29 protein-coding genes and 1 tRNA gene are annotated in these 23,850 nt (G+C 67.7%); 13 read left to right on the forward strand and 17 right to left on the reverse strand.

Annotated features, from left to right (window positions below; all coding sequences use genetic code 11):
* Positions 1-20: 20 nt before the first annotated feature.
* From nudC to J2X58_RS15240, 7 genes are all read right to left on the reverse strand, one after another.
* Positions 21-989, reverse strand: a complete 969-nt coding sequence (gene nudC, locus J2X58_RS15210; protein ID WP_310049144.1) for an NAD(+) diphosphatase — start codon at positions 987-989, stop codon at positions 21-23.
* Between the two features lie 13 nt (positions 990-1,002).
* Positions 1,003-1,386: an iron-sulfur cluster insertion protein ErpA gene (erpA, locus tag J2X58_RS15215; protein ID WP_310049145.1), complete on the reverse strand. Its 384-nt coding sequence runs from the start codon at positions 1,384-1,386 to the stop codon at positions 1,003-1,005.
* Between the two features lie 31 nt (positions 1,387-1,417).
* Positions 1,418-1,852, reverse strand: coding sequence for a polymer-forming cytoskeletal protein (locus tag J2X58_RS15220; protein ID WP_090058681.1), 435 nt, complete (start codon positions 1,850-1,852; stop codon positions 1,418-1,420).
* On the reverse strand, positions 1,839-2,582 hold the full coding sequence (locus tag J2X58_RS15225) for a DUF6776 family protein (protein WP_310049146.1): 744 nt from the start codon (positions 2,580-2,582) through the stop codon (positions 1,839-1,841). Before J2X58_RS15225 ends, J2X58_RS15220 begins: the two co-directional genes overlap by 14 nt.
* A 116-nt stretch (positions 2,583-2,698) precedes the next feature.
* Positions 2,699-3,181, reverse strand: coding sequence for a bacterioferritin (gene bfr / locus J2X58_RS15230; RefSeq protein ID WP_090058674.1), 483 nt, complete (start codon positions 3,179-3,181; stop codon positions 2,699-2,701).
* 103 nt (positions 3,182-3,284) lie between these two features.
* Positions 3,285-3,488, reverse strand: a complete 204-nt coding sequence (locus J2X58_RS15235; protein WP_089975646.1) for a (2Fe-2S)-binding protein — start codon at positions 3,486-3,488, stop codon at positions 3,285-3,287.
* A 57-nt stretch (positions 3,489-3,545) separates the two neighbouring features.
* Entirely contained in the window at positions 3,546-4,091 is a 546-nt protein-coding gene (locus tag J2X58_RS15240; protein ID WP_090058672.1) for an RNA pyrophosphohydrolase, read from the reverse strand.
* Between the two features lie 170 nt (positions 4,092-4,261).
* Here J2X58_RS15240 and J2X58_RS15245 point away from each other — a divergent pair.
* Positions 4,262-4,338: transfer RNA gene (locus J2X58_RS15245), tRNA-Met, on the forward strand.
* 55 nt (positions 4,339-4,393) lie between these two features.
* Here the strand turns inward: J2X58_RS15245 and J2X58_RS15250 are convergent.
* Positions 4,394-4,993, reverse strand: a complete 600-nt coding sequence (locus J2X58_RS15250; RefSeq protein ID WP_310049147.1) for a LuxR family transcriptional regulator — start codon at positions 4,991-4,993, stop codon at positions 4,394-4,396.
* A 208-nt stretch (positions 4,994-5,201) separates the two neighbouring features.
* Between J2X58_RS15250 and queD the strand changes: the two genes are divergently transcribed.
* From queD to J2X58_RS15305, 11 genes are all read left to right on the forward strand, one after another.
* Positions 5,202-5,555, forward strand: coding sequence for a 6-carboxytetrahydropterin synthase QueD (queD, locus tag J2X58_RS15255; RefSeq protein WP_090058666.1), 354 nt, complete (start codon positions 5,202-5,204; stop codon positions 5,553-5,555).
* Between the two features lie 111 nt (positions 5,556-5,666).
* Positions 5,667-5,993, forward strand: a complete 327-nt coding sequence (locus J2X58_RS15260) for a phasin family protein (RefSeq protein WP_139206138.1) — start codon at positions 5,667-5,669, stop codon at positions 5,991-5,993.
* 205 nt (positions 5,994-6,198) lie between these two features.
* Positions 6,199-6,528: an ATP synthase subunit I gene (locus J2X58_RS15265; protein WP_310049148.1), complete on the forward strand. Its 330-nt coding sequence runs from the start codon at positions 6,199-6,201 to the stop codon at positions 6,526-6,528.
* Between the two features lie 2 nt (positions 6,529-6,530).
* Positions 6,531-7,370 carry a F0F1 ATP synthase subunit A gene (atpB, locus tag J2X58_RS15270; RefSeq protein WP_090058661.1) on the forward strand — a complete coding sequence of 280 codons (840 nt, stop codon included), beginning with the start codon at positions 6,531-6,533 and terminating at the stop codon, positions 7,368-7,370.
* A 79-nt stretch (positions 7,371-7,449) separates the two neighbouring features.
* Positions 7,450-7,737, forward strand: a complete 288-nt coding sequence (gene atpE, locus J2X58_RS15275) for a F0F1 ATP synthase subunit C (protein WP_089975626.1) — start codon at positions 7,450-7,452, stop codon at positions 7,735-7,737.
* A gap of 82 nt (positions 7,738-7,819) precedes the next feature.
* On the forward strand, positions 7,820-8,290 hold the full coding sequence (locus tag J2X58_RS15280) for a F0F1 ATP synthase subunit B (RefSeq protein WP_089975624.1): 471 nt from the start codon (positions 7,820-7,822) through the stop codon (positions 8,288-8,290).
* A 2-nt stretch (positions 8,291-8,292) separates the two neighbouring features.
* Entirely contained in the window at positions 8,293-8,826 is a 534-nt protein-coding gene (locus J2X58_RS15285; RefSeq protein ID WP_090058660.1) for a F0F1 ATP synthase subunit delta, read from the forward strand.
* A 58-nt stretch (positions 8,827-8,884) separates the two neighbouring features.
* Positions 8,885-10,435: a F0F1 ATP synthase subunit alpha gene (gene atpA, locus J2X58_RS15290; RefSeq protein WP_090058657.1), complete on the forward strand. Its 1,551-nt coding sequence runs from the start codon at positions 8,885-8,887 to the stop codon at positions 10,433-10,435.
* A 62-nt stretch (positions 10,436-10,497) separates the two neighbouring features.
* On the forward strand, positions 10,498-11,406 hold the full coding sequence (gene atpG, locus J2X58_RS15295) for a F0F1 ATP synthase subunit gamma (RefSeq protein WP_090058655.1): 909 nt from the start codon (positions 10,498-10,500) through the stop codon (positions 11,404-11,406).
* 73 nt (positions 11,407-11,479) lie between these two features.
* Positions 11,480-12,892: a F0F1 ATP synthase subunit beta gene (gene atpD, locus J2X58_RS15300; RefSeq protein WP_090058652.1), complete on the forward strand. Its 1,413-nt coding sequence runs from the start codon at positions 11,480-11,482 to the stop codon at positions 12,890-12,892.
* A 42-nt stretch (positions 12,893-12,934) separates the two neighbouring features.
* Complete coding sequence (locus J2X58_RS15305; protein ID WP_090058650.1) at positions 12,935-13,360, forward strand: F0F1 ATP synthase subunit epsilon; 426 nt, start codon at positions 12,935-12,937, stop codon at positions 13,358-13,360.
* 165 nt (positions 13,361-13,525) lie between these two features.
* On the opposite strand, the gene J2X58_RS15310 is transcribed toward J2X58_RS15305, so the two are convergent.
* Positions 13,526-13,684 carry a hypothetical protein gene (locus J2X58_RS15310; protein WP_175472915.1) on the reverse strand — a complete coding sequence of 53 codons (159 nt, stop codon included), beginning with the start codon at positions 13,682-13,684 and terminating at the stop codon, positions 13,526-13,528.
* A gap of 162 nt (positions 13,685-13,846) precedes the next feature.
* Here J2X58_RS15310 and J2X58_RS15315 point away from each other — a divergent pair, with 162 nt between their 5' ends.
* Entirely contained in the window at positions 13,847-14,446 is a 600-nt protein-coding gene (locus J2X58_RS15315) for a short chain dehydrogenase (protein WP_310049150.1), read from the forward strand.
* A 28-nt stretch (positions 14,447-14,474) separates the two neighbouring features.
* Here J2X58_RS15315 and ilvN read toward each other — a convergent pair whose 3' ends face one another.
* The 8 genes from ilvN to J2X58_RS15355 all read right to left on the reverse strand — a co-directional run bounded on the left by ilvN (position 14,475) and on the right by J2X58_RS15355 (position 23,807).
* A complete protein-coding gene (gene ilvN / locus J2X58_RS15320; RefSeq protein WP_090058646.1) occupies positions 14,475-14,954 on the reverse strand; it encodes an acetolactate synthase small subunit in 480 nt (159 codons plus the stop codon).
* A gap of 2 nt (positions 14,955-14,956) precedes the next feature.
* A complete protein-coding gene (gene ilvB, locus J2X58_RS15325; protein ID WP_310049151.1) occupies positions 14,957-16,822 on the reverse strand; it encodes a biosynthetic-type acetolactate synthase large subunit in 1,866 nt (621 codons plus the stop codon).
* Positions 16,823-16,947: 125 nt separating this feature from the next.
* Positions 16,948-17,964, reverse strand: a complete 1,017-nt coding sequence (gene ilvC, locus J2X58_RS15330) for a ketol-acid reductoisomerase (protein WP_090058643.1) — start codon at positions 17,962-17,964, stop codon at positions 16,948-16,950.
* A gap of 72 nt (positions 17,965-18,036) precedes the next feature.
* A complete protein-coding gene (gene ilvD / locus J2X58_RS15335) occupies positions 18,037-19,767 on the reverse strand; it encodes a dihydroxy-acid dehydratase (RefSeq protein WP_310049223.1) in 1,731 nt (576 codons plus the stop codon).
* A gap of 26 nt (positions 19,768-19,793) precedes the next feature.
* Complete coding sequence (gene leuB / locus J2X58_RS15340; protein WP_310049153.1) at positions 19,794-20,858, reverse strand: 3-isopropylmalate dehydrogenase; 1,065 nt, start codon at positions 20,856-20,858, stop codon at positions 19,794-19,796.
* Complete coding sequence (gene leuD / locus J2X58_RS15345; protein WP_090058638.1) at positions 20,855-21,451, reverse strand: 3-isopropylmalate dehydratase small subunit; 597 nt, start codon at positions 21,449-21,451, stop codon at positions 20,855-20,857. The genes leuB and leuD overlap by 4 nt, the downstream gene beginning before the upstream one ends.
* Positions 21,448-22,863, reverse strand: coding sequence for a 3-isopropylmalate dehydratase large subunit (gene leuC, locus J2X58_RS15350; RefSeq protein WP_090058635.1), 1,416 nt, complete (start codon positions 22,861-22,863; stop codon positions 21,448-21,450). The genes leuD and leuC overlap by 4 nt, the downstream gene beginning before the upstream one ends.
* Positions 22,860-23,807 (reverse strand): branched-chain amino acid transaminase, encoded by a 948-nt coding sequence (locus J2X58_RS15355; protein ID WP_310049154.1) that lies wholly within the window; start codon positions 23,805-23,807, stop codon positions 22,860-22,862. The genes leuC and J2X58_RS15355 overlap by 4 nt, the downstream gene beginning before the upstream one ends.
* Between the last annotated feature and the right edge of the window lie 43 nt (positions 23,808-23,850).

Raw genomic sequence — 23,850 nt, forward strand, 5'->3', positions numbered from 1 at the left:
CTTGCGCGCCGACAAGCCCCCTAAACGAGCGACCCGAGATCCACCCCACGCAACGCCAACCAATGCTCGATGAGCCGGTAGGACACCGACAGCGGCGGCGGCACGGCCAGCGTGCCGGCCTGCATGCCCTGGACGATGTCGTCGACCGTGAACCAGCGCGCGTCCTCGAGCTCCTCGTCGCGCAGGCGGATGTCGCGCGACTTCGCCGTGGCCGTGAAACCCACCATCAGCGACGCGGGCAGCGGCCAGGGCTGCGAGGAGTGGTAGGTGGCGTGCAGTACCTCCACGCCCGATTCCTCGCGCACCTCGCGGCGCACGGCGTCTTCCAGCGATTCGCCCGGTTCGATGAATCCGGCGAGGGTGGAATAGCGCCCGGTGGGCCAGCCGTGCTGGCGTCCGAGCAGGCAGGCATCGCCGTGCTCGACGATCACGATGATCGCGGCGTCGGTACGCGGGAAATGCATGTGCGGGCCGTCGGGATTCGTGCATTGCACGCGATGCCCGGAGGCGACGACCAGCGTGGGGGCGCCGCACTGACTGCAGAACCGGGTCTGCCGCTGCCAGTGCGTGATGCCCTTGGCGTAGGCGAAGAGGCCGGCTTCGAAGGCGGGCAGGATCAGTCCGGCCTCGCGCAGCGACATGCGCCGCGCGCCGCACAGGGAGATGTACAGCGAGGCCTGGGCCTCGTCGACCACCAGCGTGAACCACGCGTTGCCGTTCGCGAGGCCGAGGAACGTCGCGGGGATGTCGCCGAAGCGCTCCGAGCGCATCGTCGGCGACATCCATTGCGGCTGCTCGGCATCGGCCATCACGAAGGCGTTGCCTTCGCTGTCCAGGACGAGGAAGCGGGTGTCGCCGGCGGCCTCGAGCTCCTCGATCCACAGGCGATCCTCGCGGCGCTCGGACATCCGGTCGATGTCGATGCCGGCGAAGACGTTCTCCCGCGCGCGCGTCGCCGCGGCCTTGTCGCGTTCCTGGCCGATGCTCACGCCGTGGCGCCGGTCATGCGCTGAACGACGAACCGCAGCCGCAGGTGGTCTTCGCGTTGGGGTTGCGAATGACGAACTGCGAACCGCTGAACGATTCGGCGTAGTCGATTTCCGCACCCGTCAGGTACTGCAGCGACAGCGGATCCACGACGAGCGTCACGCCCTCGCGCGATACCGCCAGATCGTCTTCGGCCTGTTCTTCGTCGAAGGTGAAGCCGTACTGGAAGCCCGAGCAGCCACCGCCGCTGATGTACACGCGCAGCTTGAGGCCGGGGTTGCCCTCTTCCTCGATCAGCTCGTGCACCTTGCGGGCGGCGGCCTCCGTGAAGATGAGCGGCGCCACGCCGGACCGGTAATCCGGCGCCTGTGTCGGAGCCATGGGGAATGGGTTGTTCATGCCGACCATAATGGCGCCGATCGCGGTCAGGTCAAGCCTCGGTAAGCGCCGGAGCCGCCGCGATGGCGGCCTGGGCCAGCTGGCGTACCGTCTGCGGGGCGCGGTGGACCATCTTCCCGTTCACCTGCGCGCCGGCGGCCATTTCGAGCACCTGGTAGCACACGTCGCCGTCGATCCGCGCGAGCGGCGCGAGCTCCAGCCGCTCGGACACGTCGATGTCGCCCGTGACGCCGCCATTGATCACGGCATGGGGGACCTCGATGCGGCCGATCACCCGCCCGGTCTCACTGATCGTGAGCACGCCGTCGCTGCCCGCGTCGGCGTGGATCGAGCCCTCGACGATGCCGTCGAGGTGCAGGGCGCCGCTGAACAGGATGTCGCCGCGCAGCGTGACGCCACGGGCGATCAGGCTGGCGGCGGCGCTGCCGACGGCCGGTCCCTGGTTCTTCCGGTTATTGCTGAACATTCGTGGCCTCGTCGTTGCGCTGCGTGTCGCCCCAGGACAGGGTGCCGGTGACCGCCGGGTCGCCGGTCACGTCGGCGGTCAGCCGCAGCCGGGTGGGGCGAAACCCCGCCGGCAGGGTGAAGCTGCCCTGGATCTGCTGAAAATACTTGAAGGAGAACGGGAGCCCGTCGGAGGAATCGCCCTGGCCCAGCGCCGCGCCCTCGAGCGTCGTCACCGCGTTGCCCTGGATGCCTTCGACCGCGATCCGGAGCGTGCCCTTCACCACCTCGCCGCGGCGGGCGTTCTGGGTCAGCGTGACCACCACGTTCCAGGCGTTGGCCGCGCCGTTGACGGGGCTGGTGCGGGCCCCCTGGATCTTCAGGCCGTCGCGCTGCGCGCCGCCGCCCACCAGGCGCGAATAGAACGCGAGATCGGTGCGCAGGCCGCTGATCTCCTCGTCGCGCTCGGCCAGGTTCCGCTTGAGTTCTTTCGCGGCGACGTCGGCCACCTGCGCGGAGCGCTGCAGGTTCGCGACCTGCTGGCGCAGGTCCTCGTTGTCGGTCTGCACCTGCCTGACGGAGACGCGCACGCCGCCCGGCGAAGGAACGCGCGAGGCGGCCAGCCACACGCCCGCGCCCACCAGCAGCAGGCTCAGGAGCCAGGCGGCGGCGATGACGAGCCGGCGGCGCCGCTCGTGGGCGGCGTCGTCGAGCGAGCGCACGACGAACCGTGGCGGATGGCGTGGAGCCATGCGGAATTCCGTGGTGAAAGCGTGAAGGCGGCGATGGTATAGCCCCCGCGCTCCGGAATGGTCAAGGAACCGGTCGCCACAACGAAGAAGGCCGCCTCGCGGCGGCCTTCTTCGGATCAGGACTTGTCGAGCGATCCGACCTTGCTGAGCATGTAGCGCTCGGGCCCGATGTCGGAGATCAGGCTGAACTGGGTTTCCAGCCAGTCGATGTGCTCTTCCTCCTGGCCGAGGATGAACTTGAAGAGATCGCGGCTCACGAAGTCGTGGATGCCTTCGCTGTAGGCGATCGCCTCGCGCAGGTCCTTCGTGGCGATCATCTCGAGGTCGAGGTCGCCCTGCAGCGCTTCGACGACGTTCTCGCCGATGCGCAGCTTGCCCAGGTGCTGGAGGTTCGGCAGGCCGTCGAGGAAGAGGATCCGCTCGATGAGCTTGTCCGCGTGCTTCATCTCCTCGATCGACTCCTCGTACTCGTGTTTGGCGAGCTCGTTGTAGCCCCAGTCCTTGAACATCCTGTAATGCAGGAAGTACTGGTTGATCGCGGCCAGCTCGTTGTAGAGGACCTTGTTGAGGTATTCGATGACCTTCGCGTCGCCCTTCATGAGGGATCTCCCTGGTGTGCAGGGCACGACTATACGGCGGGGCGAACCGCCGTGACGAAACGAGAATGAAGATGTTTCGCGTCCGCGACGGGACGCGGGCGCGTCAGGCTGGCGAGGGCAGGAAGGTCAGCGTGGAGCGGACGTCCGACACGGCGTCGCGCAGGCACTGCCGGGCTTCCGGCTCGCAGGCGCCGCAGCAGTCCGAGCAGCCCGTGCGGGCCTGGAGTTCGGCGAAGGTCTCGACGCCCTCGGCCGCGGCGCGGCGGATGGCGTGGTCGGTGACGGCGTTGCACATGCAGATGTACATGGCTGCAGATTCGAACGCGAATGCGAACGATTGTCAACTGCGGAAAACTGAACGGGTTCAGATCCCGGCTTCGCGCGCCTGTCGCTCGGCCTCGGCCTGCTGCGGGCAACGGCCCACCTCGACGCTGCAGACCGTCTCGACGGTAGGGGCGAACTGGCGGAGGGCCCGCTCGTAGACCTGGCGCTTGAAGTTGACCACGTGGTTGGCCGGATACCAGAAATCCACCCAGCGCCAGAGATCGAACTCGGGCTTCTCGCAGGCGTCGAGCCGGAAGGCGTCCTCGCCGCACTTCAGGCGGAGAAGGAACCACACCTGCTTCTGCCCGATGCAGGTCGGGCGCTGGTGGTGGCGGACGAACCGGCTGGGCAAGCGGTATCGCAGCCAGCCGCGGGTCTCGGCGAGCACCTCGACGTGCTGGGCCAGCAGGCCGGTTTCTTCCTCTAGCTCGCGGTACATCGCCTCCAGCGGCGTCTCGTCGCTGCGCATGCCGCCCTGGGGAAACTGCCAGCCGTCGCGATTGACGCGGCGCGCCCAGAACAGGCGGCCGTCTCCATTAAGGAGCACGATCCCCACATTCGGTCGATAGCCATCTGCGTCGATCATTCGCCCTCCGCGGACCGTTTCCGGCGCCTCCGGCCACGTGGCCGGCCCCGCCGTTGCTTCGATTCAACCACAGCGCTCCAAGCGCGGGCAAGGCGCTACTTGAACGGGAGCCCCGGGCCGATTAAACTGCCCGGCCTTCGCGGGTCCGCCTGCGAACGACCAGGTTCCACGGCTAGGTAGCTCAGCTGGTCAGAGCGCGGCACTCATAATGCTGAGGTCGGCGGTTCGAGCCCGCCTCTAGCCACCAGAAAAAAGAAAGGCCGCCTCCGGGCGGCCTTTTTCTTGGGCAGGTCCCAGCGGTGCTATGCCGTGGCCGCCTCGTCCATCCTCGGCGGCATGTCGAGCACCGCCCGCGCAAGTTCCACCGCGTTGTGCACGCGGAGCTTCGCCATCAGGTTGGCCCGGTGCAGCTCCACGGTCTTCGGGCTGATGTGCAGCTCCCCGGCGATGACCTTGTTGAGCTTGCCGCACATGATGCCGTCCAGCACCTGCGACTCGCGGCGGGTGAGTGTCACGCCCGGCGGGAGGCACGCGACCGGCGCGGCGGCCGGCTCGTCGGCGACGCGCGGCGCGTCGGGCAGGGGCATCAGGAACACGGCGTCGAACGCCGTGGGAGGAACGTCGATCACCTGCCTCGTCACCCGGTACCGGCGGGGCGCCGCATGGCGATCGCGGAACAGGAACTCGTCGGCCTCGTCGGTGGGCGCGAGATGCGAGGCCAGCCACGCGGGGCCCGCCCGGCCGCGCGACGTGCCGAACTCGCGCTGGAACGCGGGGTTGACCAGCACGGCCCGACGCCCGTCCCGAGGCCAGACGACGCAGGGCAGGGGGATCGCGGCGAACACTTCTTCAGCCAGTCCGCACACGTGCGGACCGTCGAGCGAATCACGACCGAGACACATCGAGGCCTCCTGGAGGCATGCGCAGGTGGGCCGGCGACACCCCTTCCGCATCGCCGACTGGTTACCACTGCAACCGCTTCGTCATGAAAAGTCCATGTTTCACGGGCCCGGATGCCCCAAAATGCGAACCGCGTCGTGAATACCACTTTCGCCGGAAACGCTTGACCGCGTCCGTTACAATGGGCGATCCCCGCGAATCCGCCTCCCCATGCGCATCTTCAAGACCTTCAACATCGAGGCGGCCCACCGCCTGCCGAACGTGCCGGAAGGGCACAAGTGCTCGCGACTGCACGGACATTCGTTCCGGGTCGAGCTGCACGTCGAGGGGCCCACCGATCCCGTCCTCGGCTGGGTCATGGATTTCGGCGACCTCAAGGCGCGGTTCCAGCCGCTCTACGACCGGCTCGACCATCACTACCTCAACGACATCGAGGGCCTCGAGAACCCCACGAGCGAGAACCTCGCCCGCTGGATCTTCGACAGGCTGCGTCCGGACGTGCCCGGCCTGGCCAAGGTGGTGGTCCACGAGACCTGCACCTCGGGCGCCGAATACGCTCCCTGAGGCCCGGCGCGCTCCCACCGAAGCCGGGCCGGTCGCAAGGTTTCGCGGTTGCTGCGTCGCCGCAGACGGGTCTACACTCCGGCACCTCCCCGTTCCCCGACGGTCGTCCCGATGTCCCATGTAAACGGTTACCCCGATTTTGCACGCTTCGTCGAACAGGCCGCGGCGGCGCAGGCGCTCGCCTGGCGCGGCATGGAGCGCGTCGCCGACCTCCAGCTCCAGGCGATGGAGGGCCACGCGCGCGCCGCGACGGGCCTGATCGCCGATGCGATGGTGGCCCCGGACGCGGAGGCGCTGCGCGCCGTGCTGGCCCGCGGCGGGGAGCTGCAGCGGGAAGGCGTCCAGCGCAACGCGTCGGTCGCCGGCGACATCCTCGACGTGGCCGTGTCGACGGCGACGTCGCTCGGCGCACTGGTCGGTCCGCCCGCCAGGGCCTGACCGACCGCGTCCCCTCGCGAACGACGCGACACAAGGTCGCGCCGGCGGGTGGTTATGGGCTTTCGTAGCTTGTCCCGCCGTTTACGCGGCTGGTATACTTTTCCAGATTAAACCGTGGCCCGTTGAACCAGCAGGTGCCGCCTTCGAGCGAAACCACGGGAGCCTCGCGTTGCTTAACAGTCTTGCCGCCGGTCGTCACCTCGCCTTGCGCATCGTCATCGCGCAGCTGGTGGTGGCCGTCGTAGCGGGACTCGCTTTTTCCCTGCAGGGTCGACCAGCCGCGCTGGCCGCCTTCGGGGGTGCCCTGATCGTCGCCATCGCTACCGCGCTGCTTGCCGCGCGAGCGTTCAGCGCGCTGGGCGGGGCGGGGGCGACGTTCATGAGGTTCCTGGTGGGGATGATCCTTCGCTGGATCGTCCTCATCGGTGGACTGGCGCTCATTCTGGTTCAGTGGAAGCTGCCACCCTTGCCCGCTCTGGTGGGACTGGTGGCCGGCTACGCGGTCAACGTATTTGCATTCAGATTCAAGGGTTGAGCATGGCGAGCGAACCGCAGGGCGGTCTGACCGAATACATCCAGCACCACCTGAACCACATGACGGTGAATTTCAGCGCCGATCATTTCTGGTTCTGGAACCTCCGTGCGGACTCGATCATCATCTCGTTCGTCCTCGGCGCGGCGTTCTGCCTGTGGTTCTGGCTCTACGCGCGCAAGGCGACGTCCGGCGTGCCGTCGAAGGGCCAGGCCCTCGTCGAGCTCGCGATCGAGTTCGTCGACACGCAGGTGAAGGACACCTTCCACGGCGACCGTCGCACGGTCACGCCGCTGGCGCTGTCGATCTTCATGTGGGTGTTCCTCATGAACGCGATGGACCTCCTGCCGGTCGATCTCGCCGGCTGGCTCGTGCACGTGTTCGCGGGTGACGAAGTCGCCCACCACACCTACTTCCGCATGGTTCCCACCGCCGACATCAACACCACCGTGGGCCTCTCGGTCGCCGTGCTGTTCATCGTCATCGGCCACGGCATCAAAGCGAAGGGCGGTTTCGGCTTCGGCAAGGAGCTCCTCACCGCGCCGTTCCACGCGTCCAACCCGATCGCCAAGCTCATCCTGGTGATCCCGAACTTCCTTCTCAACGTCGTCGAAACCCTGTCGAAGCCCGTGTCGCTGGCGATGCGACTCTTCGGCAACATGTACGGCGGCGAACTGGTGTTCATGCTGATTGCCGGTCTGATGGTGAGCTGGATCAGCTTCGTGCCTGGCGTCGTGTTCAACACGGCGTGGGCGATCTTCCACATCCTGATCATCGCCCTCCAGGCGTTCATCTTCATGATGCTGACGATCGTCTACATCGCCACGGCGCGGGAACATCACTAACTCACCGCGACGCTAAACCTTTCAGCTCCACCCTTTTCGTTTCCATCCTTTCGCTATTCGTTTATCCCAGGAGAACACCATGGAACTCGCCTCGCTTCTCGCCCACGTCCAGGGCATGACCGCCATCGCCATCGGCGTGATCATCGGTCTCGGCGCGCTCGGCGCCTGTCTCGGTATCGCCGTCATGGGCTCGAAGTTCCTCGAGTCGGCCGCTCGCCAGCCGGAACTGGTCCCGCTGCTCCAGGGCCGCATGTTCCTGCTCGCCGGCCTGATCGACGCGGCGTTCATCATCGGTCTCGCCGTCGCCCTGCTGTTCGCGTTCTCGAACCCGCTGGTCGGTGTCGTGCGCGCCGCCGTCGGCGGCTAAGCAGCCGTTCGTCTTGTCGCCGTGACCGCACCGGTCACGGCGATCGTCAGTACCCAAGCGTTCGGAGTCTTTCGGAGAGATCATGGAAATCAACATGACCTTCCTGGGCCAGATGATCTCTTTTGCGATCCTGGTCTGGTTCACCACCAAGTTCATCTGGCCCCAGCTCAACGGTGCCATCGAAGAGCGCCAGAAAAAGGTGGCCGAGGGTCTGGCCGCCGCCGAGCGCGCGCGCGCCGAACTCAAGGATGCCGACGCCAAGGTCGCCATCGAGATCAAGCAGGCCCGCCAGCAGTCGACCGAGATCATCGATCGCGCCCAGGCGCAGGCCAACCAGATCATCGAGAAGGCCCGCGCCGAAGCGATCGACGAGATCAACCGCCTGAAGGCTTCGGCCCAGGACGAGATCGCCTCGATGGCCCAGCGTGCGCGCGAACAGCTCCGTGAGCAGGTCGGTGCGCTCGCCGTGAAGGGTGCCGAGAAGATCGTCCAGCGCGAAATCGATCCGGCGGCCCACAAGGCGCTTCTCGACCAGCTCGCTGCCGAGATCTGATCATGGCCCAGGCGCTCACCCTCGCCCGTCCGTACGCGCGTGCCGCCTTCGAGGTGGCACACGCGTCCGGTGCGCTCGCCGACTGGTCGGCGGCGCTGAATTTCTCCGCCGCGGTCGCGGTCGACCCCCGGGTCGCCGGCCTTGGCAACGATCCGCGCGTGCTGCCGACGCAGCTCGTCGCGATCCACCTCCCGCAGGGCATGGCTGCCGATGCGCCGTTCGCACGCTTCCTCGAGGAGCTGGCGGAAAACGGCCGCATGCACCTGTTGCCCGAAATCGCCGCGCTCTACGACCAGTACAAGCTGGAGTCCGAGTCGACCCTGAAGGTCAAGGTCACGAGCGCACTGGATCTCGACACGGCGCAGGCGGAACTGCTGCGCGCGTCGCTGAAGCGTCGCTTCAAGCGCGAGATCGAACTGGATACGCACGTCGATCCGGCGTTGCTCGGCGGTGTCGTCATCGACACGGGCGAGCAGGTGATCGACGGTTCGGCGCGCGGCCGCCTGCAACGGCTGGCCAGCGCGCTGACGCACTGATTACGAGCTTCTCATACCACCGGGTGCCGTGAGAGCGGCGCAACCCAAGGAACCGACCATGTCCAGCACCACTCTGAATCCGTCCGAGATCAGCGAGCTGATCAAGACCCGCATCGAGCAGTTCAAGCTCGGCGCCGAGGCACGCAACGAAGGCACGATCATCAGCGTGTCCGACGGCATCGTGCGCATCCACGGCCTGGCCGACGTGATGCAGGGCGAAATGATCGAACTGCCGAACGACACCTACGCCCTCGCGCTGAACCTCGAGCGCGACTCGGTCGGCGCCGTGGTGCTCGGTGAGTACCAGCACCTGCGCGAAGGCGATGCCGCCAAGACCACCGGCCGCATCCTCGAAGTGCCGGTCGGCCCGGGCCTGCTCGGCCGCGTCGTCGACGCGCTGGGCAACCCGATCGACGGCAAGGGCCCGATCGACGCCGTGGGCACCAGCCCGGTCGAGAAGGTCGCGCCGGGCGTGATCTGGCGCCAGTCGGTCGACCAGCCGATGCAGACGGGCTACAAGTCCATCGACTCGATGATCCCGATCGGCCGCGGCCAGCGCGAGCTGATCATCGGCGACCGCCAGACGGGCAAGACCGCCGTCGCGATCGACGCGATCATCAACCAGAAAGATTCCGGCATTAAGTGCATCTACGTCGCCATCGGCCAGAAGCGCAGCTCGATCGCTAACGTCGTGCGCAAGCTGGAAGAGAACGGCGCGCTCGCCAACACGATCGTCGTCGTCGCTTCCGCGTCCGAAGCCGCCGCCCTGCAGTACGTCGCGCCGTATTCCGGCTGCGCGATGGGCGAGTACTTCCGCGACCGCGGTGAAGACGCCCTGATCGTGTACGACGACCTCTCCAAGCAGGCCGTCGCCTACCGCCAGATCTCGCTGCTGCTGAAGCGTCCCCCGGGCCGCGAGGCGTACCCCGGCGACGTCTTCTACCTGCACTCGCGCCTGCTCGAGCGCGCCTCGCGCGTCAGCGCCGAGTACGTCGAGAAGATGACCAACGGCGAAGTGAAGGGCAAGACCGGCTCGCTCACCGCGCTGCCGATCATCGAGACGCAGGCGGGCGACGTCTCGGCGTTCGTTCCGACCAACGTGATCTCGATCACCGACGGCCAGATCTTCCTCGAGACCGATCTGTTCAACGCCGGTATCCGTCCGCCCGTCAACGCCGGTATCTCGGTGTCGCGCGTCGGTGGTGCCGCCCAGACCAAGATCATCAAGAAGCTCTCCGGCGGCGTGAAGCTCGCGCTCGCGCAGTACCGTGAGCTCGCCGCGTTCGCGCAGTTCGCCTCGGACCTCGACGCCGCCACGCGCGCGCAGCTCGACCGCGGCCAGCGCGTCACGGAACTGATGAAGCAGCCGCAGTACTCGCCGCTGTCGATCGCCGAGCTCGGCGTGTCGGTCTACGCGGCCGAGAAGGGCTACCTCGACGACCTGCCGGTCAACAAGGTGCTGCCGTTCGAGAAGGGCCTGCACGCCTTCATGCGCCAGAACCACGGCGACCTGATGACGAAGATCGACCAGACCGGCGACTGGGACAAGGACATCGAGGCGACCTTCAAGGCCGCCGCCGACGAGTTCAAGAAGACCGGTAGCTGGTAAGCGACACCCACGCGGGGCGGCTCGTCCGCCCCGCTGCGTCACCCTTTACAGACGAGTAAGCCATGGCAAGCGGCCGCGAAATCAAAACCAAGATCAAGAGCACGCAGAACATGCGCAAGGTGACGCGCGCGCTCGAAATGGTCTCTGCGTCGAAGATCCGCAAGGCACAGGACCTGATGAAGGCCTCGCGTCCCTACGCGCGCCTGATGCGCAAGGTCATCGCGCACGTCGCGCAGGCCAGCACGGACTTCACCCATCCGTTCCTCACCGAGCGCGAGAACGTGGCGCGCGTCGGCTTCATCGTCGTGTCGACCGACCGCGGCCTCGCGGGCGGCCTGAACTCGAACCTGTTCCGCCGCACGCTGACCTCGATCCGCGAATGGCAGGGCAAGGGCGCGCAGATCGACGTCGTGGCCGTGGGCCAGAAGGCCGTGCAGTTCTTCCGCCGCATCAAGGGCGTGAACCTGATCGGCACGGCGACGCACCTGGGTGAGAAGCCGAAGGTCGAAGACCTCATCGGCGTCATCAAGGTCGTGCTCGACGCGTACACCGACAACAAGCTCGACCGCGTCTTCCTGGCCTACAACGACTTCGTGAACACCATCGTGCAGAAGCCGCGCATCGAAGCGCTGCTGCCGCTGTCGCTGGTCGCCAACGAGCTCGAGAACGCCGGCGGCGCGGAGTCGGAAGGCGTCAAGGTCGAACAGACGCACGACTGGGACTACATCTACGAACCCGATGCGCGCACGGTGCTCGAGCACCTGATGACGCGTTACATCGAATCGGTGGTGTACCAGGCCGCGCTCGAGAACCTCGCCAGCGAACACGCCGCGCGCATGGTCGCCATGAAGGCCGCGTCGGACAACGCCACGAAGGTGATCGGCGAACTGACGCTGGTCTACAACAAGGCGCGCCAGGCGGCGATCACGCAGGAAATCTCGGAGATCGTCGGCGGCGCCGCGGCGGTCTAATCGAACAAGCGAAGGCGACGCGAGAGCGGCGCCGCTACAGAAAACCTAAAGAAGATTCATCCGGAGCACATCCATGAGCCAGGGTAAAGTTGTTCAGATCATCGGCGCGGTCGTCGACGTCGAATTCCCGCGCGACCAGGTACCGCAGGTCTACGACGCACTGAAGGTCGACGGCACCGAGATCACCCTCGAAGTGCAGCAGCAGCTCGGCGACGGCGTCGTGCGCACCATCGCGCTCGGTTCCACCGACGGCCTGCGCCGCAACCTGATCGCCCGCAACACCGGCGAAGGCATCGCCGTGCCGGTCGGCAAGGCCACGCTCGGCCGCATCATGGACGTGCTCGGCAACCCGATCGACGAAGCCGGTCCGATCGGCGAGCAGGAAAAGTGGGTCATCCATCGCGAAGCCCCGTCGTACGACGACCAGGCCGCCGCGAGCGAGCTGCTGGAAACCGGCATCAAGGTCATCGACCTGATGTGCCCGTTCGCCAAGGGCGGCAAGGTCGGCCTGTTCGGCGGCGCCGGCGTGGGCAAGACCGTCAACATGATGGAGCTCATCAACAACATCGCGAAGGCGCACTCGGGTCTGTCCGTGTTCGCCGGCGTGGGCGAGCGTACCCGCGAGGGCAACGACTTCTACCACGAGATGAAGGACTCCAACGTTCTCGACAAGGTCGCGATGGTCTACGGCCAGATGAACGAGCCGCCGGGCAACCGTCTGCGCGTGGCGCTGACCGGCCTGACGATGGCCGAGTACTTCCGCGACGAGAAGGACGAGTCGGGCAAGGGTAAGGACGTCCTGCTGTTCGTCGACAACATCTACCGCTACACGCTGGCCGGTACGGAAGTGTCCGCGCTGCTCGGCCGCATGCCGTCGGCCGTGGGTTACCAGCCGACGCTCGCCGAGGAAATGGGCGTGCTGCAGGAGCGCATCACGTCGACGAAGACCGGTTCGATCACGTCGATCCAGGCCGTCTACGTTCCCGCGGACGATCTGACCGACCCGTCGCCGGCGACGACCTTCGCGCATCTCGATGCGACCGTCACCCTGAGCCGTAACATCGCGTCGCTGGGCATCTACCCGGCCGTGGATCCGCTGGATTCCACCAGCCGCCAGCTCGACCCGGGCGTGATCGGCCAGGAGCACTACGACACCGCGCGCCGCGTGCAGGTCACGCTGCAGCGCTACAAGGAGCTCAAGGACATCATCGCGATCCTGGGCATGGACGAGCTGTCGCAGGAAGACAAGGAAGCCGTGTCGCGCGCGCGCAAGATCGAGCGCTTCTTCTCGCAGCCGTTCCACGTGGCCGAAGTGTTCACGGGTTCGCCGGGCAAGTACGTCCCGCTGAAGGAAACCATCCGCGGCTTCAAGATGATCGTGGACGGCGACGTGGACTACCTGCCGGAGCAGGCCTTCTACATGGTCGGCGGCATCGACGAAGCCATCAAGAAGGGCGAGGAGATGGGTGCGAAGAAGGCCGCGTAAGCGCCTTCTTCTCCCATCCCCCGACCAACGGAAGACCAGCCCATGACCCATACCATCCGCGTCGACATCGTCAGCGCCGAAGCCGAGATCTTCTCCGGCGAAGCCACGCTCGTGGTCGCCACCGGTGAGCTTGGCGAGCTGGGCATCGCGCCGCGTCACGCTCCGCTGATCACCCGCCTCAAGCCGGGTCACGTGGACGTGGTCGCCACCAACGGCGAACGCCAGCAGTTCTATGTCTCCGGCGGCATCCTCGAGGTGCAGCCGCAGGTCGTGACGATCCTCGCCGACACGGCCGCGCGCGCCGCGGATCTCGACGAGGCCGCCGCCCTGAAGGCGAAGGAAGAAGCCGAGGCCGCCCTGGCGAATCGCGGCGAGCAACTGGACGTCGCGGAGGCGCAGGCCAAACTGGCCGAAGCCCTCGCCCAGCTCCAGGCACTCGAACGCATGCGCAAGACGCTCAAGCACTAAAAGAAAAACCCCGCTCCGGCGGGGTTTTTTTTTGCCCTGTGGGAGCGGACCTGGCCGCGACAGCTCTTCGCGAGGCGCCACAGGATCTCAAGGTTCTTGACCCAATGATCTGCCGGGCCCCGCGAAAACCCGTCGCGGCCAGGTCCGGTCCAACAAGCGGCCGGGTCAGGGCTCCAGCGGCTCGATCGGATCGTCGTTCTGCGGCGGCTCCGGGTCCGCGTCGCGCTCGGGGCGATAGCTCCCCGGCTGGCGGATCTCGTCCTCGGGGCGGTTCTTGCCCGGCTCGGCGAACGGGGGCTGGGGATTGGTCGGTGTGTAGGGCATGGGTGTCCACTCCACGGTCGGGGAAGGGCCCCAACGTAGGCACCCCGAGGTGAATCCCCCGGCTAGGGGCCGTAAAGCCAGGGTGCAAGCGACGACGCGGAGGCGAGACGTCGCGGATCGCTCGCGCTATCGTGCGGGCCGGATTCCGAAAGAGCGAGAGCCATGAAAATCCTTCTGATCGGCGCCGGCGGCACGCTGGGCCAGGCCGTGACGGCCGAACTGGGCGGGCGTCACGAGATCGTCCGCGTGGGACGTTCCAGCGGCGACATCCACGCCGACATCCGGGACGCGGCCAGCGTCACCGCGATGTACCGCCAGGCCGGCGAGGTGGACGCCGTCGTCTGCGCGGCTGGCAGCGTGCCGTTCCTGCCGCTCGCCGAGTTCACCGAAGCGAAATACATCGAGGGCCTGCAGGACAAGCTCCTCGGGCAGGTGCGTCTCGTCCAGGCCGGCACGGCGCATGTCCGCGACGGTGGCTCGTTCACCCTGATCAGCGGCGTCCTCAGCGACCAGCCCATCGTGGCGGGCACCTGCGCGAGCATGGTCAACGGCGCGATCGAGGCGTTCGTTCGCGCCGCCGCGATCGAGCTTCCGCGCGGCATTCGCATCAACGCGGTGAGCCCGACCGTGCTGACGGAGTCGATGGAGAGCTACGGTCCGTTCTTCCGCGGCTTCGAACCCGTTCCGGCCGGCCGCGCCGCCATGGCGATGTCGAAGTCCGTCGAAGGGCGCCAGACGGGGCAGGTGTTCCGCGTCTGGTAAGTCGGCCGAGGGCGCTTCTTCTTCGCCCTCACGCGATCGCCAGCGGCCGCTCGATCGCCGCGATGCCGCTGCGTGCATGGTCGACGATCTCGCCCGCGCGTCGAAGCGCGTCGAGGAAGGTGTCGATGTCCTCGGCGCGACCGGTGTACTCCAGCACCGACTGCGATCCATGCCGCTGAAGCAGGCGCGCACCGAAGCGCGCCACCAGCGCGTCGATCGTGTCGTCTTCGGCATCCACGCGCGCCACGAGCAGCTCGCGTTCGACGTGCTCGCGACGCGTGAGTTCAGCGATTTCGATCACGTCGACGAGCTTCGCGGACTGCTTCACGATCTGCTCGATGACGCCGTCGTCGCCGTACACGACGAGCGTCAGGCGCGACGCGTCGGCGTCCTGCGTGGCGCCCACGGTGAGCGATTCGATGTTGTACCCACGCGACGCGAAGAGACCGGCGACGCGTGCGAGGGCGCCGGCTTCGTTCTGCAGCAACATGGAAACGAGATGGCGCATGGTCAGAACATCCCTGTCGGTTCGGTGGACGAAGCGACCGGCGCCGAACGGCTCGGAATCCAGTCGCCGGTGATCATCTCGGCATAGGTCGCGCCCGGGCCCACCATCGGGTAGACGCCGGCATCGGGATCGATCACCACCTCGAGGAACGCGGGCCCCTCGAACGCGAGGAAGTCGGCGATGGTGTCGTCGATCGCGGCCGGATCGTCGAGGCGCCGCGCCCACTCGAAGCCATCGGCTTGCGCGGCGCGAACGAAATCCTTCTTGTGCAGGCTCTTGTCGGAGGCGGAGAAGCGCCCCTTGAAGAACAGCTTCTGCCACTGCCGCACCATGCCGTCGCCGCTGTTGTTGAGCACGACGACCTTCACCGGCAGGTCGTACGTGGTGACGGTTTCCAGCTCGCCAATGTTCATGCGGATGCTCGCATCACCGTCGATGTCGATCACGACGCGGTCGCGACGCGCGAACTGGGCGCCGATCGCCGCCGGCAGGCCGAAGCCCATCGTCCCCATCGAGCCGGACGTGAGCCAGTGCCTGGGTTCGCGAAAATCGAAATACTGCGCCGCCCACATCTGATGCTGGCCCACGCCCGTGCTGATGATGGCGCGACCGTCGGTGACGCGATTGATCGCTTCGATGATCGCGCAGGGCTGGATGGCATCGCTGTCGCGACAGAAGTTCATGGGATGGCTCGTCTTCAGCGCGGCGACGTGCGCGTGCCACGCCGCGTAATCGGGCCGGAAGCCATGGCGCGCGCCGTACGAGGTCAGTCGCGCGAGCGCGACGTCGAGCGTGCCGACGTGGTGCCAGTCGACCGACTTCACCTTGCCGATCTCGGCGGGATCGATGTCGATCTGCGCGATCGTGCGCGCGCGGGGCGCGAACTTGTCGGGCACACCGACGACGCGATCGTCGAAGCGTGCGCCCAGCGCGAACACGAAGTCGCAATCATCCATCGCGTAGTTCGCGTAAGCGGCACCGTGCATGCCCAGCATGTTGAGGGACAGCGGATCGGTGGTATCGAAGCCGCCGATGCCCATCAGGGTGGTGACGACGGGTATGCCGAACGCATGGGCGAAGTCGCGCAGCGCGTCGGCCGCACCGGCGGAGACGATGCCGCCACCGGCATAGATGAGGGGGCGCTCGGCGCGGTCGAGCGCGGCGAAGAAGCGGGCGCACTCGGCGTCGTCGATACTCGCCGACTCGACGGCACGCAGGCGCGAACGATAACCGCGCACGGGCAGTTCGCGGCTGCCGTCGAACACGAGCGTGGCGTTCTGCACGTCCTTGGGAATGTCGACGACGACCGGTCCGGGCCGGCCGCTGCGCGCGATGTGAAAGGCGGTGCGCAGCGTCGCTTCGAGCGTGGATGCGTCGGTGACGAGGAACACGTGCTTCGCGCACGAGCCCATGATCGTGCTGATCGGTGCTTCCTGGAACGCATCGGTTCCGATGGAGCCGGTCGGCACCTGGCCGCTGATCACCACCATCGGGATCGAATCGGCCATGGAATCGCGCACAGGTGTCACCGCGTTGGTGGCGCCCGGCCCGGAAGTGACCAGCGCGACGCCGACGCGGCCGGAAGCGCGTGCGTAACCCGCGGCCATGAAACACGCGCCCTGTTCGTTGGCGGGAACGATCAGCGGCATCCGGTCGCTGCCGTCCTCGCGCGGATGATCGGCGTTGAAGCGGAAGACGGCGTCGTACACGGGAAGGATGGCACCGCCGGAGTAGCCGAAAAGGACATCGAGGCCTTCGTCGGCAAGTACCTGCACGACGATGTCCGCGCCGGTCAGGGTGGTGCCGGCCAGAGGATGGTTCGAAGGTGGGCGGCGAATGTCGCCGACGGTGTCCGGTTGGGCGTTCACGGTGTGCTTGGTCCTTTGAAGCGCTTGGAGTCGTAACGATCGCTGGGTGGCACTGGGTCGGTGGGAAGCTCGCTTGCTCGCGAGCGAGCTTCCCACCTTGGTTTCCTACCGTCGTGGCGGAACCATCAACCCGCCTTCGCTGGCTCGACGGGCTTCGGCTGGTTCGCCGCGAGCCACGGCATGCGGGCGCGGAGCTGGGCACCGACCTTCTCGATCGGGTGATCGAGGTCCTTCTGCTTGAGCGCCTTGTAGTTCGGCAGGCCGGCCTTGTATTCCGCCGTCCATTCGCGGGCGAACGTGCCGTCCTGGATGTCCTTCAGCACCGCCTTCATCTTTTCCTTCGTGCTGTCGTCGATGACGCGCGGGCCGCGCGTGTAATCGCCGTACTGCGCGGTCTCGGAGATGAACTCGAGCATGCGCGCGATGCCGCCTTCGTAGAACAGGTCCACGATCAGCTTCAGTTCGTGCATGACTTCGTAATAGGCGATTTCCGGGCGGTAGCCCGCCTCGGTGAGCGTCTCGAAGCCCTTGATGACCAGCTCGGTCGCGCCGCCGCAGAGCACCGCCTGTTCGCCGAAGAGATCGGTTTCGGTCTCTTCCTTGAAATCGGTTTCGATGAGCATGGCGCGCGCGCCGCCGATGCCCGCCGCGTACGCGGTGGCACGATCGGTGGCGTTGCCGGTGGCGTCCTGATGCACGGCGTACAGGCAGGGTACGCCGCGGCCAATCTCGTATTCGCGACGGACCAGCGCGCCGGGACCCTTCGGCGCGACGAGCACGACGTCGATGTCCTCGCGCGGCTGGATCTGGCCGAAGTGCACGTTGAAGCCGTGCGCGAACAGCAGCGTCGCGCCGGGCTTCATGTTGGCCTCGATGGCGTCCTTGTAGATGCCCGGCTGCGTCATGTCCGGCGTGAGCACGGCGACCAGGTCGGCGCCGCGCACGGCCTCCGACGGCTCGGCCACTTCGAAGCCGTCGACGTAAGCACGGTTCCAGGACGGACCGCCCGGGCGCAGGCCGACCACGACGTCGAGACCGGAGTCCTTCAGGTTGAGCGCATGCGCGCGACCCTGGCTGCCGTAGCCGAGCACGGCGATACGGGCGTTCTGCAACGGGGCGGTGGTGGCTTGCTTGTCGGTCATGGGTATCTCCTCGGAAAATCGAATGGGTTGGGGCGGCGCGACATCGGTTCGCGCTGGCTGTGGCAGCCCTGGCTAGTTGCCGATCAGTTCCTGCGTAAAGTCCTCGTCTTCGATCTCGCGACGCACGCGCGTGCTGGCGACGGGCGCGTCGTCGAAGGCCTGGGTCACGGCACCTTCGGCGGCCGAGCCCACAAGGCGTGCGTACTTCGCGAGCACGCCGCGCGTCACCTTCGGTGCCGACGGTCGCCACGAGGCGCGGCGGGAGGCGAGATCCGCGTCGGTGCGCAGCTCGCGCGTCGAGGCATCGATGAAGATCGCGTCGCCTTCGCGCAGCAGGCCGATCGGACCGCCGCGCGCCGCCTCCGGCGCGATGTGGCCGACCATGAAGCCGTGCGTCGCACCGCTGAAGCGGCCATCCGTGATCAGCGCCACGTCGTTGCCGAGGCCGCGGCCGACGAGCGCGGCGGTCACGGCGAGCATCTCGCGCATGCCTGGGCCACCGGCCGGACCTTCGTTGCGGATCACCATCACGTCGCCGGCGCGGATGCGTCCCGCCTGCACGGCGGCGAACGCCTCTTCCTCGCTTTCGAACACGCGCGCGGGCCCGGCGTGACTCGTGCGGCCGTGACCGGCGAGCTTCAGGATGCAGCCCTCCGGCGACAGGTTGCCGTAGAGGATGCTGTAGCCGCCGCGTGGCTTGAACGCGTCATCGACGCTGCGCACGACCTGCTGGCCTTCGGTCGCCGGCGGTGCCGTGTCGAGTTCGGCGAACAGCGTGCGCCCCGTGACCGTCGGGGTATCGACGATCATGCCGGCCTTGCGCAGTTCGTTGGCGACCACGGCGGTGCCACCCGCCGCCGTCAGTTCGACGGCGCTGTAGCGGCCGCCGGGCTTCAGGTCGGCGATCACGGGCGTATGCGCCGACGCGGGTTCGAAATCCTCGATCGACAGCGGCACGCGCGCCTCGTTGGCCATCGCCAGCAGGTGCAGCACCGCGTTGGTCGAACCCGCGGTCGCGGCGACCATGCGCGCCGCGTTGTCGAACGCCTGGCGGGTCATCACGTCGCGCGGCCGGCGGTTGGCTTCGAGGCACTGCATCGCCAGCTCACCGCACCGGAAGGCCGCGTCGCGCTTGGCCGCGTGCGTGGCCGGGATGTCGTTGAGGCCCACCGGGGAAAGGCCCAGCGTGGTCAGCACCATCGCCATCGTGTTCGCCGTGAACTGGCCACCGCACGCGCCAGCGCCCGGGCAGGCGTGACGCTCGACGTCTTCCAGTTCCGCGTCGTCGATCTTGCCGGCGCCATGCGCGCCTACCGCCTCGAACACCTCCTGCACCGTGATCGGGCAGCCGTTGCGGCTGCCGTGATCGATGCTGCCGCCGTACAGGGCGACGCCGGGAATGTTCAGGCGGGCCAGCGCCATCGCGGCCGCGGGAATCGTCTTGTCGCAGCCGCACAGGACGACCATGGCGTCGAGGCAGTGGCCGTCGACCGCCAGTTCGATGGAATCGGTGATGATCTCGCGGCTGACCAGCGACGAGCGCATGCCGGTGGTCCCCATCGCGATGCCGTCCGTGACGGCGATCGTGTTGAACTCCACGGGCGTGCCGCCCGCCGCGCGCACGCCGTCGGCCGCCGCGGCGGCGAGGTCGCGCAGGTTGAGGTTGCACGGCGACACGTTCGACCAGCTGTGCACGATCGCGACCATCGGCCGCGCGATGGCCTCGTCGTCGAGCCCCGTGGCGCGCAGCATCGCGCGAGCCGGGGCGCGGTCCGGGCCGGTCTTGATCGCATCGCTGCGCAGCGTGCGGATGGGGATCTTCTTCGTGTTCATGCGGCCTCCGCGTTGGCGGTGCAGGCGTCCAGAACGGCACGGGTGACGGCATCGGTGGAGGCGGTGCCACCGAGGTCGCGCGTCAGGTTGCCGTGCTCGAGCACGTGATCGACGGCCGCCTCGACGGCCGCCGCTTCCTCGGACAGTCCGAGCGAGTGGCGAAGCAGCATCGCCGCCGAGAGGATCGTACCCAGCGGGTTGGCGAGCGACTGGCCGGCGATGTCGGGCGCGGAGCCGTGGATCGGCTCGTACACGCCCGCACCGGGTCCACCCACCGATGCCGACGGCGACAGGCCGAGCGAACCGGCCAGCACCGACGCTTCGTCGGTCAGGATGTCGCCGAACATGTTCTCGGTCACGATGACGTCGTAGTCGGCGGGACGGGTGAGCAGGTGCATCGCCATCGAGTCGACCAGCTGGTGTTCCAGCTCGACGTCGGGATAGTCGGCGGCGACGCGCGTCGCGACGGAGCGCCACAGCCGCGACGTCTCCAGCACGTTCGCCTTGTCCACGGACGTCACCTTCCGGCGCCGCGTGCGCGCCAGCTCGAAGGCGTGGCGAACCACGCGCTCGACTTCGGCGACGCTGTAGCGGCATTCGTCGGTGGCGTCGTCGTCGCTGCGCGTCTTCGCGCCGAAGTAGATGCCGCCGGTGAGTTCACGGATGAAGACGAGATCGACGCCCTTCGTGCGCTCCGGCTTCAGCGGCGACAGCGCCGCGGTGCGCGGATGCAGCTTCAGCGGGCGGACGTTGGCGAACACGCCGAGCAGCTTGCGCATGGCCAGCAACCCCTGTTCCGGGCGCACCGCCGCGTTCGGGTCCGACCACTTCGGCCCACCGACGGCGCCGAGCAGGATGGCGTCGGCGGCGAGCAGGGCTTCGCGCGTGGCGGGCGGCAGCGGATCGCCGAAGCGGTCGATGGCGTCGCCACCGATCGCATGCTCCGTGAACGTGAACTCGTGGCCGAAACGCTCGGCGACCTGGCGCAGCACCGCGACGCCGGCGGCGGCGACTTCCGGGCCGATGCCGTCACCCGGCAGTACGACGATCGAAGCCTTCATGCGGCTTTCTCCTGTTGGTGTTCGAAGGCGGCGATGTCGTCGGCCTGCTGGAGCAGGAAGCCCAGCTGGTCGACGCCGTTGAGCAGGCAGTGGCGCGAGAACGCGTCGAGGTCGAAACGGATCGAGCCACCGTCGGGCAGCCGGATCGTTCCTTCCGCGATGTCGATGCGCAGCTCGGTGCCCGGGTTGTCGAGCAGCCAGCGATGCTCGGCGTCGCTGACGACGATCGCGAGCAGGCCGTTCTTCAGCGCGTTGCCGCGGAAGATGTCCGCGATCTCGTTGGAGATGACGGCCTGGATGCCGTAATCGAGCAGTGCCCACGGCGCGTGCTCGCGCGACGAACCGCAGCCGAAGTTGCGGCCGGCTACCAGGATCGAGCATCCGCGTGCCTGCGGCTGGTTCAGCGGGAACGCCGGGTCGTCGCTGCCGTCCGCGGCATAGCGCCAGTCCTGGAAGCAATGGCGGCCGAGGCCGGTGCGCTCGGTGGTGGTGAGGAAACGGGCGGGAATGATCCGGTCCGTATCGATGTTCTCGTCGCGCAGCACCGCGGTGCGCGAATGCACGTAGGCGAGCGGGCGGGTGGTCTGGCTCATGCGGCGACTTCCTGGTTCATGTATTCGCGGGGGTCGGCGACACGGCCGGCGACGGCCGACGCGGCGGCGACCAGCGGGCTGGCGAGCACGGTGCGTGCGCCCTTGCCCTGGCGTCCCTCGAAGTTGCGATTGCTGGTGGCGACGACGAGCTGGCCCGGCTGGGCGAGATCGCCGTTCATGGCGATGCACATCGAGCAGCCCGGCTCGCGCCACTCGGCGCCCGCCGCGCGGAACACCTCGTGCAGGCCTTCCTGCTCGGCGGCGCGGCGCACCTGTTCGGAACCCGGCACGACGAGCATGCGCACGCCCTCGGCGACCTGACGGCCGCGCAAGATGTCGGCGGCCGCGCGCAGATCGGACAGGCGCCCGTTCGTGCAGCTGCCGATGAAGACGACGTCGACGGCTTCGCCGGCGATCGGCTTGCCCGCGGTGACCTTCATGTAATCGAGCGCGCGCTGCTCGATCGCGTCGGCGGCGGCGGGAACCGGCGCGTGGATCGGCACGACCATGCCGGGATGCGTGCCATAGGTCACCGACGGCTGGATGGCCGAGGCGTCGATGCGCACTTCGCGGTCGTAACGCGCGCCCTCGTCGCTGGGCAGGGTGCGCCAGTACGCCACCGCGCGATCCCACGCGTCGCCCTTCGGCGCGCGCTCGCGACCTTCGAGCCACGCGAAGGTGGTCTCGTCCGGCGCGATCAGGCCCGCGCGCGCCCCCGCTTCGATCGACATGTTGCACACGGTCATGCGCTCTTCCATCGACAGCGCGCGGATCGCCTCGCCCGTGTACTCGAGCACATGGCCCGTGCCGCCGCCGATGCCGATCCGGCCGATGATGTGCAGGATCAGGTCCTTCGCGGTGACGCCGGCCTGCAGCGCCCCATCGACGTGGATGGCGAACGATTTCGGCTTGCGCTGGAGCAGGCACTGCGTGGCCAGCACGTGCCCGACCTCGGTCGTGCCGATGCCGAACGCCAGCGCGCCGAAGGCGCCGTGTGTCGCCGTGTGGCTGTCGCCGCAGACGATGGTCATGCCGGGATGCGTCGCGCCGACTTCGGGACCGGCGACATGCACGATGCCGCGCTGCGGACTGTCCCACCCCATCAGGTCGACGCCGAACTCGCGCACGTTCGCCTCGAGCGTCGCGACCTGCGCTTCGGCTTCCTTCGTGTAGTAGGGACGCTTGCCGTCCGCGCCGGGCGGCAGCGTGGGCGTGGAGTGGTCGAGCGTGGCGAGCGTGCGGTCGGGCCGGCGCACGCGCAGGCCGCGGGAGCGCAGCTCGTCGAACGCCTGCGGCGAGGTGACCTCATGCACCAGGTGCAGGTCGATGTAGAGCACGCCCGGGGTGCTCTCGGTTTCGGCCTTGACCTGGTGGGCGTCCCACAGCTTGTCGAAGAGGGTCCGTGCGCTCATGCCGCGGCCCTCCCCGTGGTCGCTTCCTCGACCGGTGTCAGCCAGCCCCAGCGGTCCTCGGTGCGGCCGTCGAACAGGCCGAAGAACACCTCCTGCAGTTGCCGCGTGACGGGGCCAGGACGGCCGCTGCCGACCGGCTTGCGATCCACGGAACGCACGGCCGTCACTTCGGCCGCCGTGCCCGTCATGAAGACTTCGTCGGCGAAGTACAGCATCTCGCGTGGCAGCGACTGCTCGACGACGTCGAAGCCGCGGTCGCGCGCGAGCGTCAGCACGGCGTCGCGCGTGATGCCGCACAGGATCGAGGAAGCGGCCGGCGGCGTATAGATGACGCCCTTGCGCACGATGAACAGGTTCTCGCCCGCGCCTTCGCTCAGCAGGCCGTCGGTACCCAGTGCGATGCCTTCGGCGTAACCGCCGTTGATGGCTTCGCGCGCGATCAGCTGGCTGTTGAGATAGTTGCCGCCCGCCTTCGCGCCGCTGGGGTAGGTGTTGGGCGCGGCGCGGTTCCACGACGACACGCACACGTCGACGCCTTTCTCGATCGCGTCGGCGCCGTGATACGCACCCCACGGCAGGGCGATGATCGCGACGTCGACGGCGGTATCCAGCGACGGCGCGAGGCTGAAGGTGAAGCCGCTGCGGAACACGATCGGTCGCACGTAGGCCGACTGCAGGCCGTTCGCGACGATCACTTCGCGGCAGGCGCGATTGATCGTCGCCGCGTCGTACGGCATCGACAGGTCGTAGATGCGCGCCGAATGGAACAGTCGCTCGGTGTGCTCCTCGAGGCGGAAGTAGCGCGGGCCGTCCGGCGTGGCGTACACGCGCACGCCTTCGAAGACGGAGGATCCATAGTGCAGCGCATGCGCGCCGACATGCACGGTGGCGTCGGCCCAGGTCTTGATGCGACCGTTGTGCCAGAGATGGGTCGGGGCTTCCATGGATCCTCCTTCAGGACTCGACCGCAACGCGCGCGGCGGTGGT

The sequence above is a fragment of the Luteibacter sp. 3190 genome, assembly GCF_031456385.1.
Lineage (GTDB): Bacteria > Pseudomonadota > Gammaproteobacteria > Xanthomonadales > Rhodanobacteraceae > Luteibacter.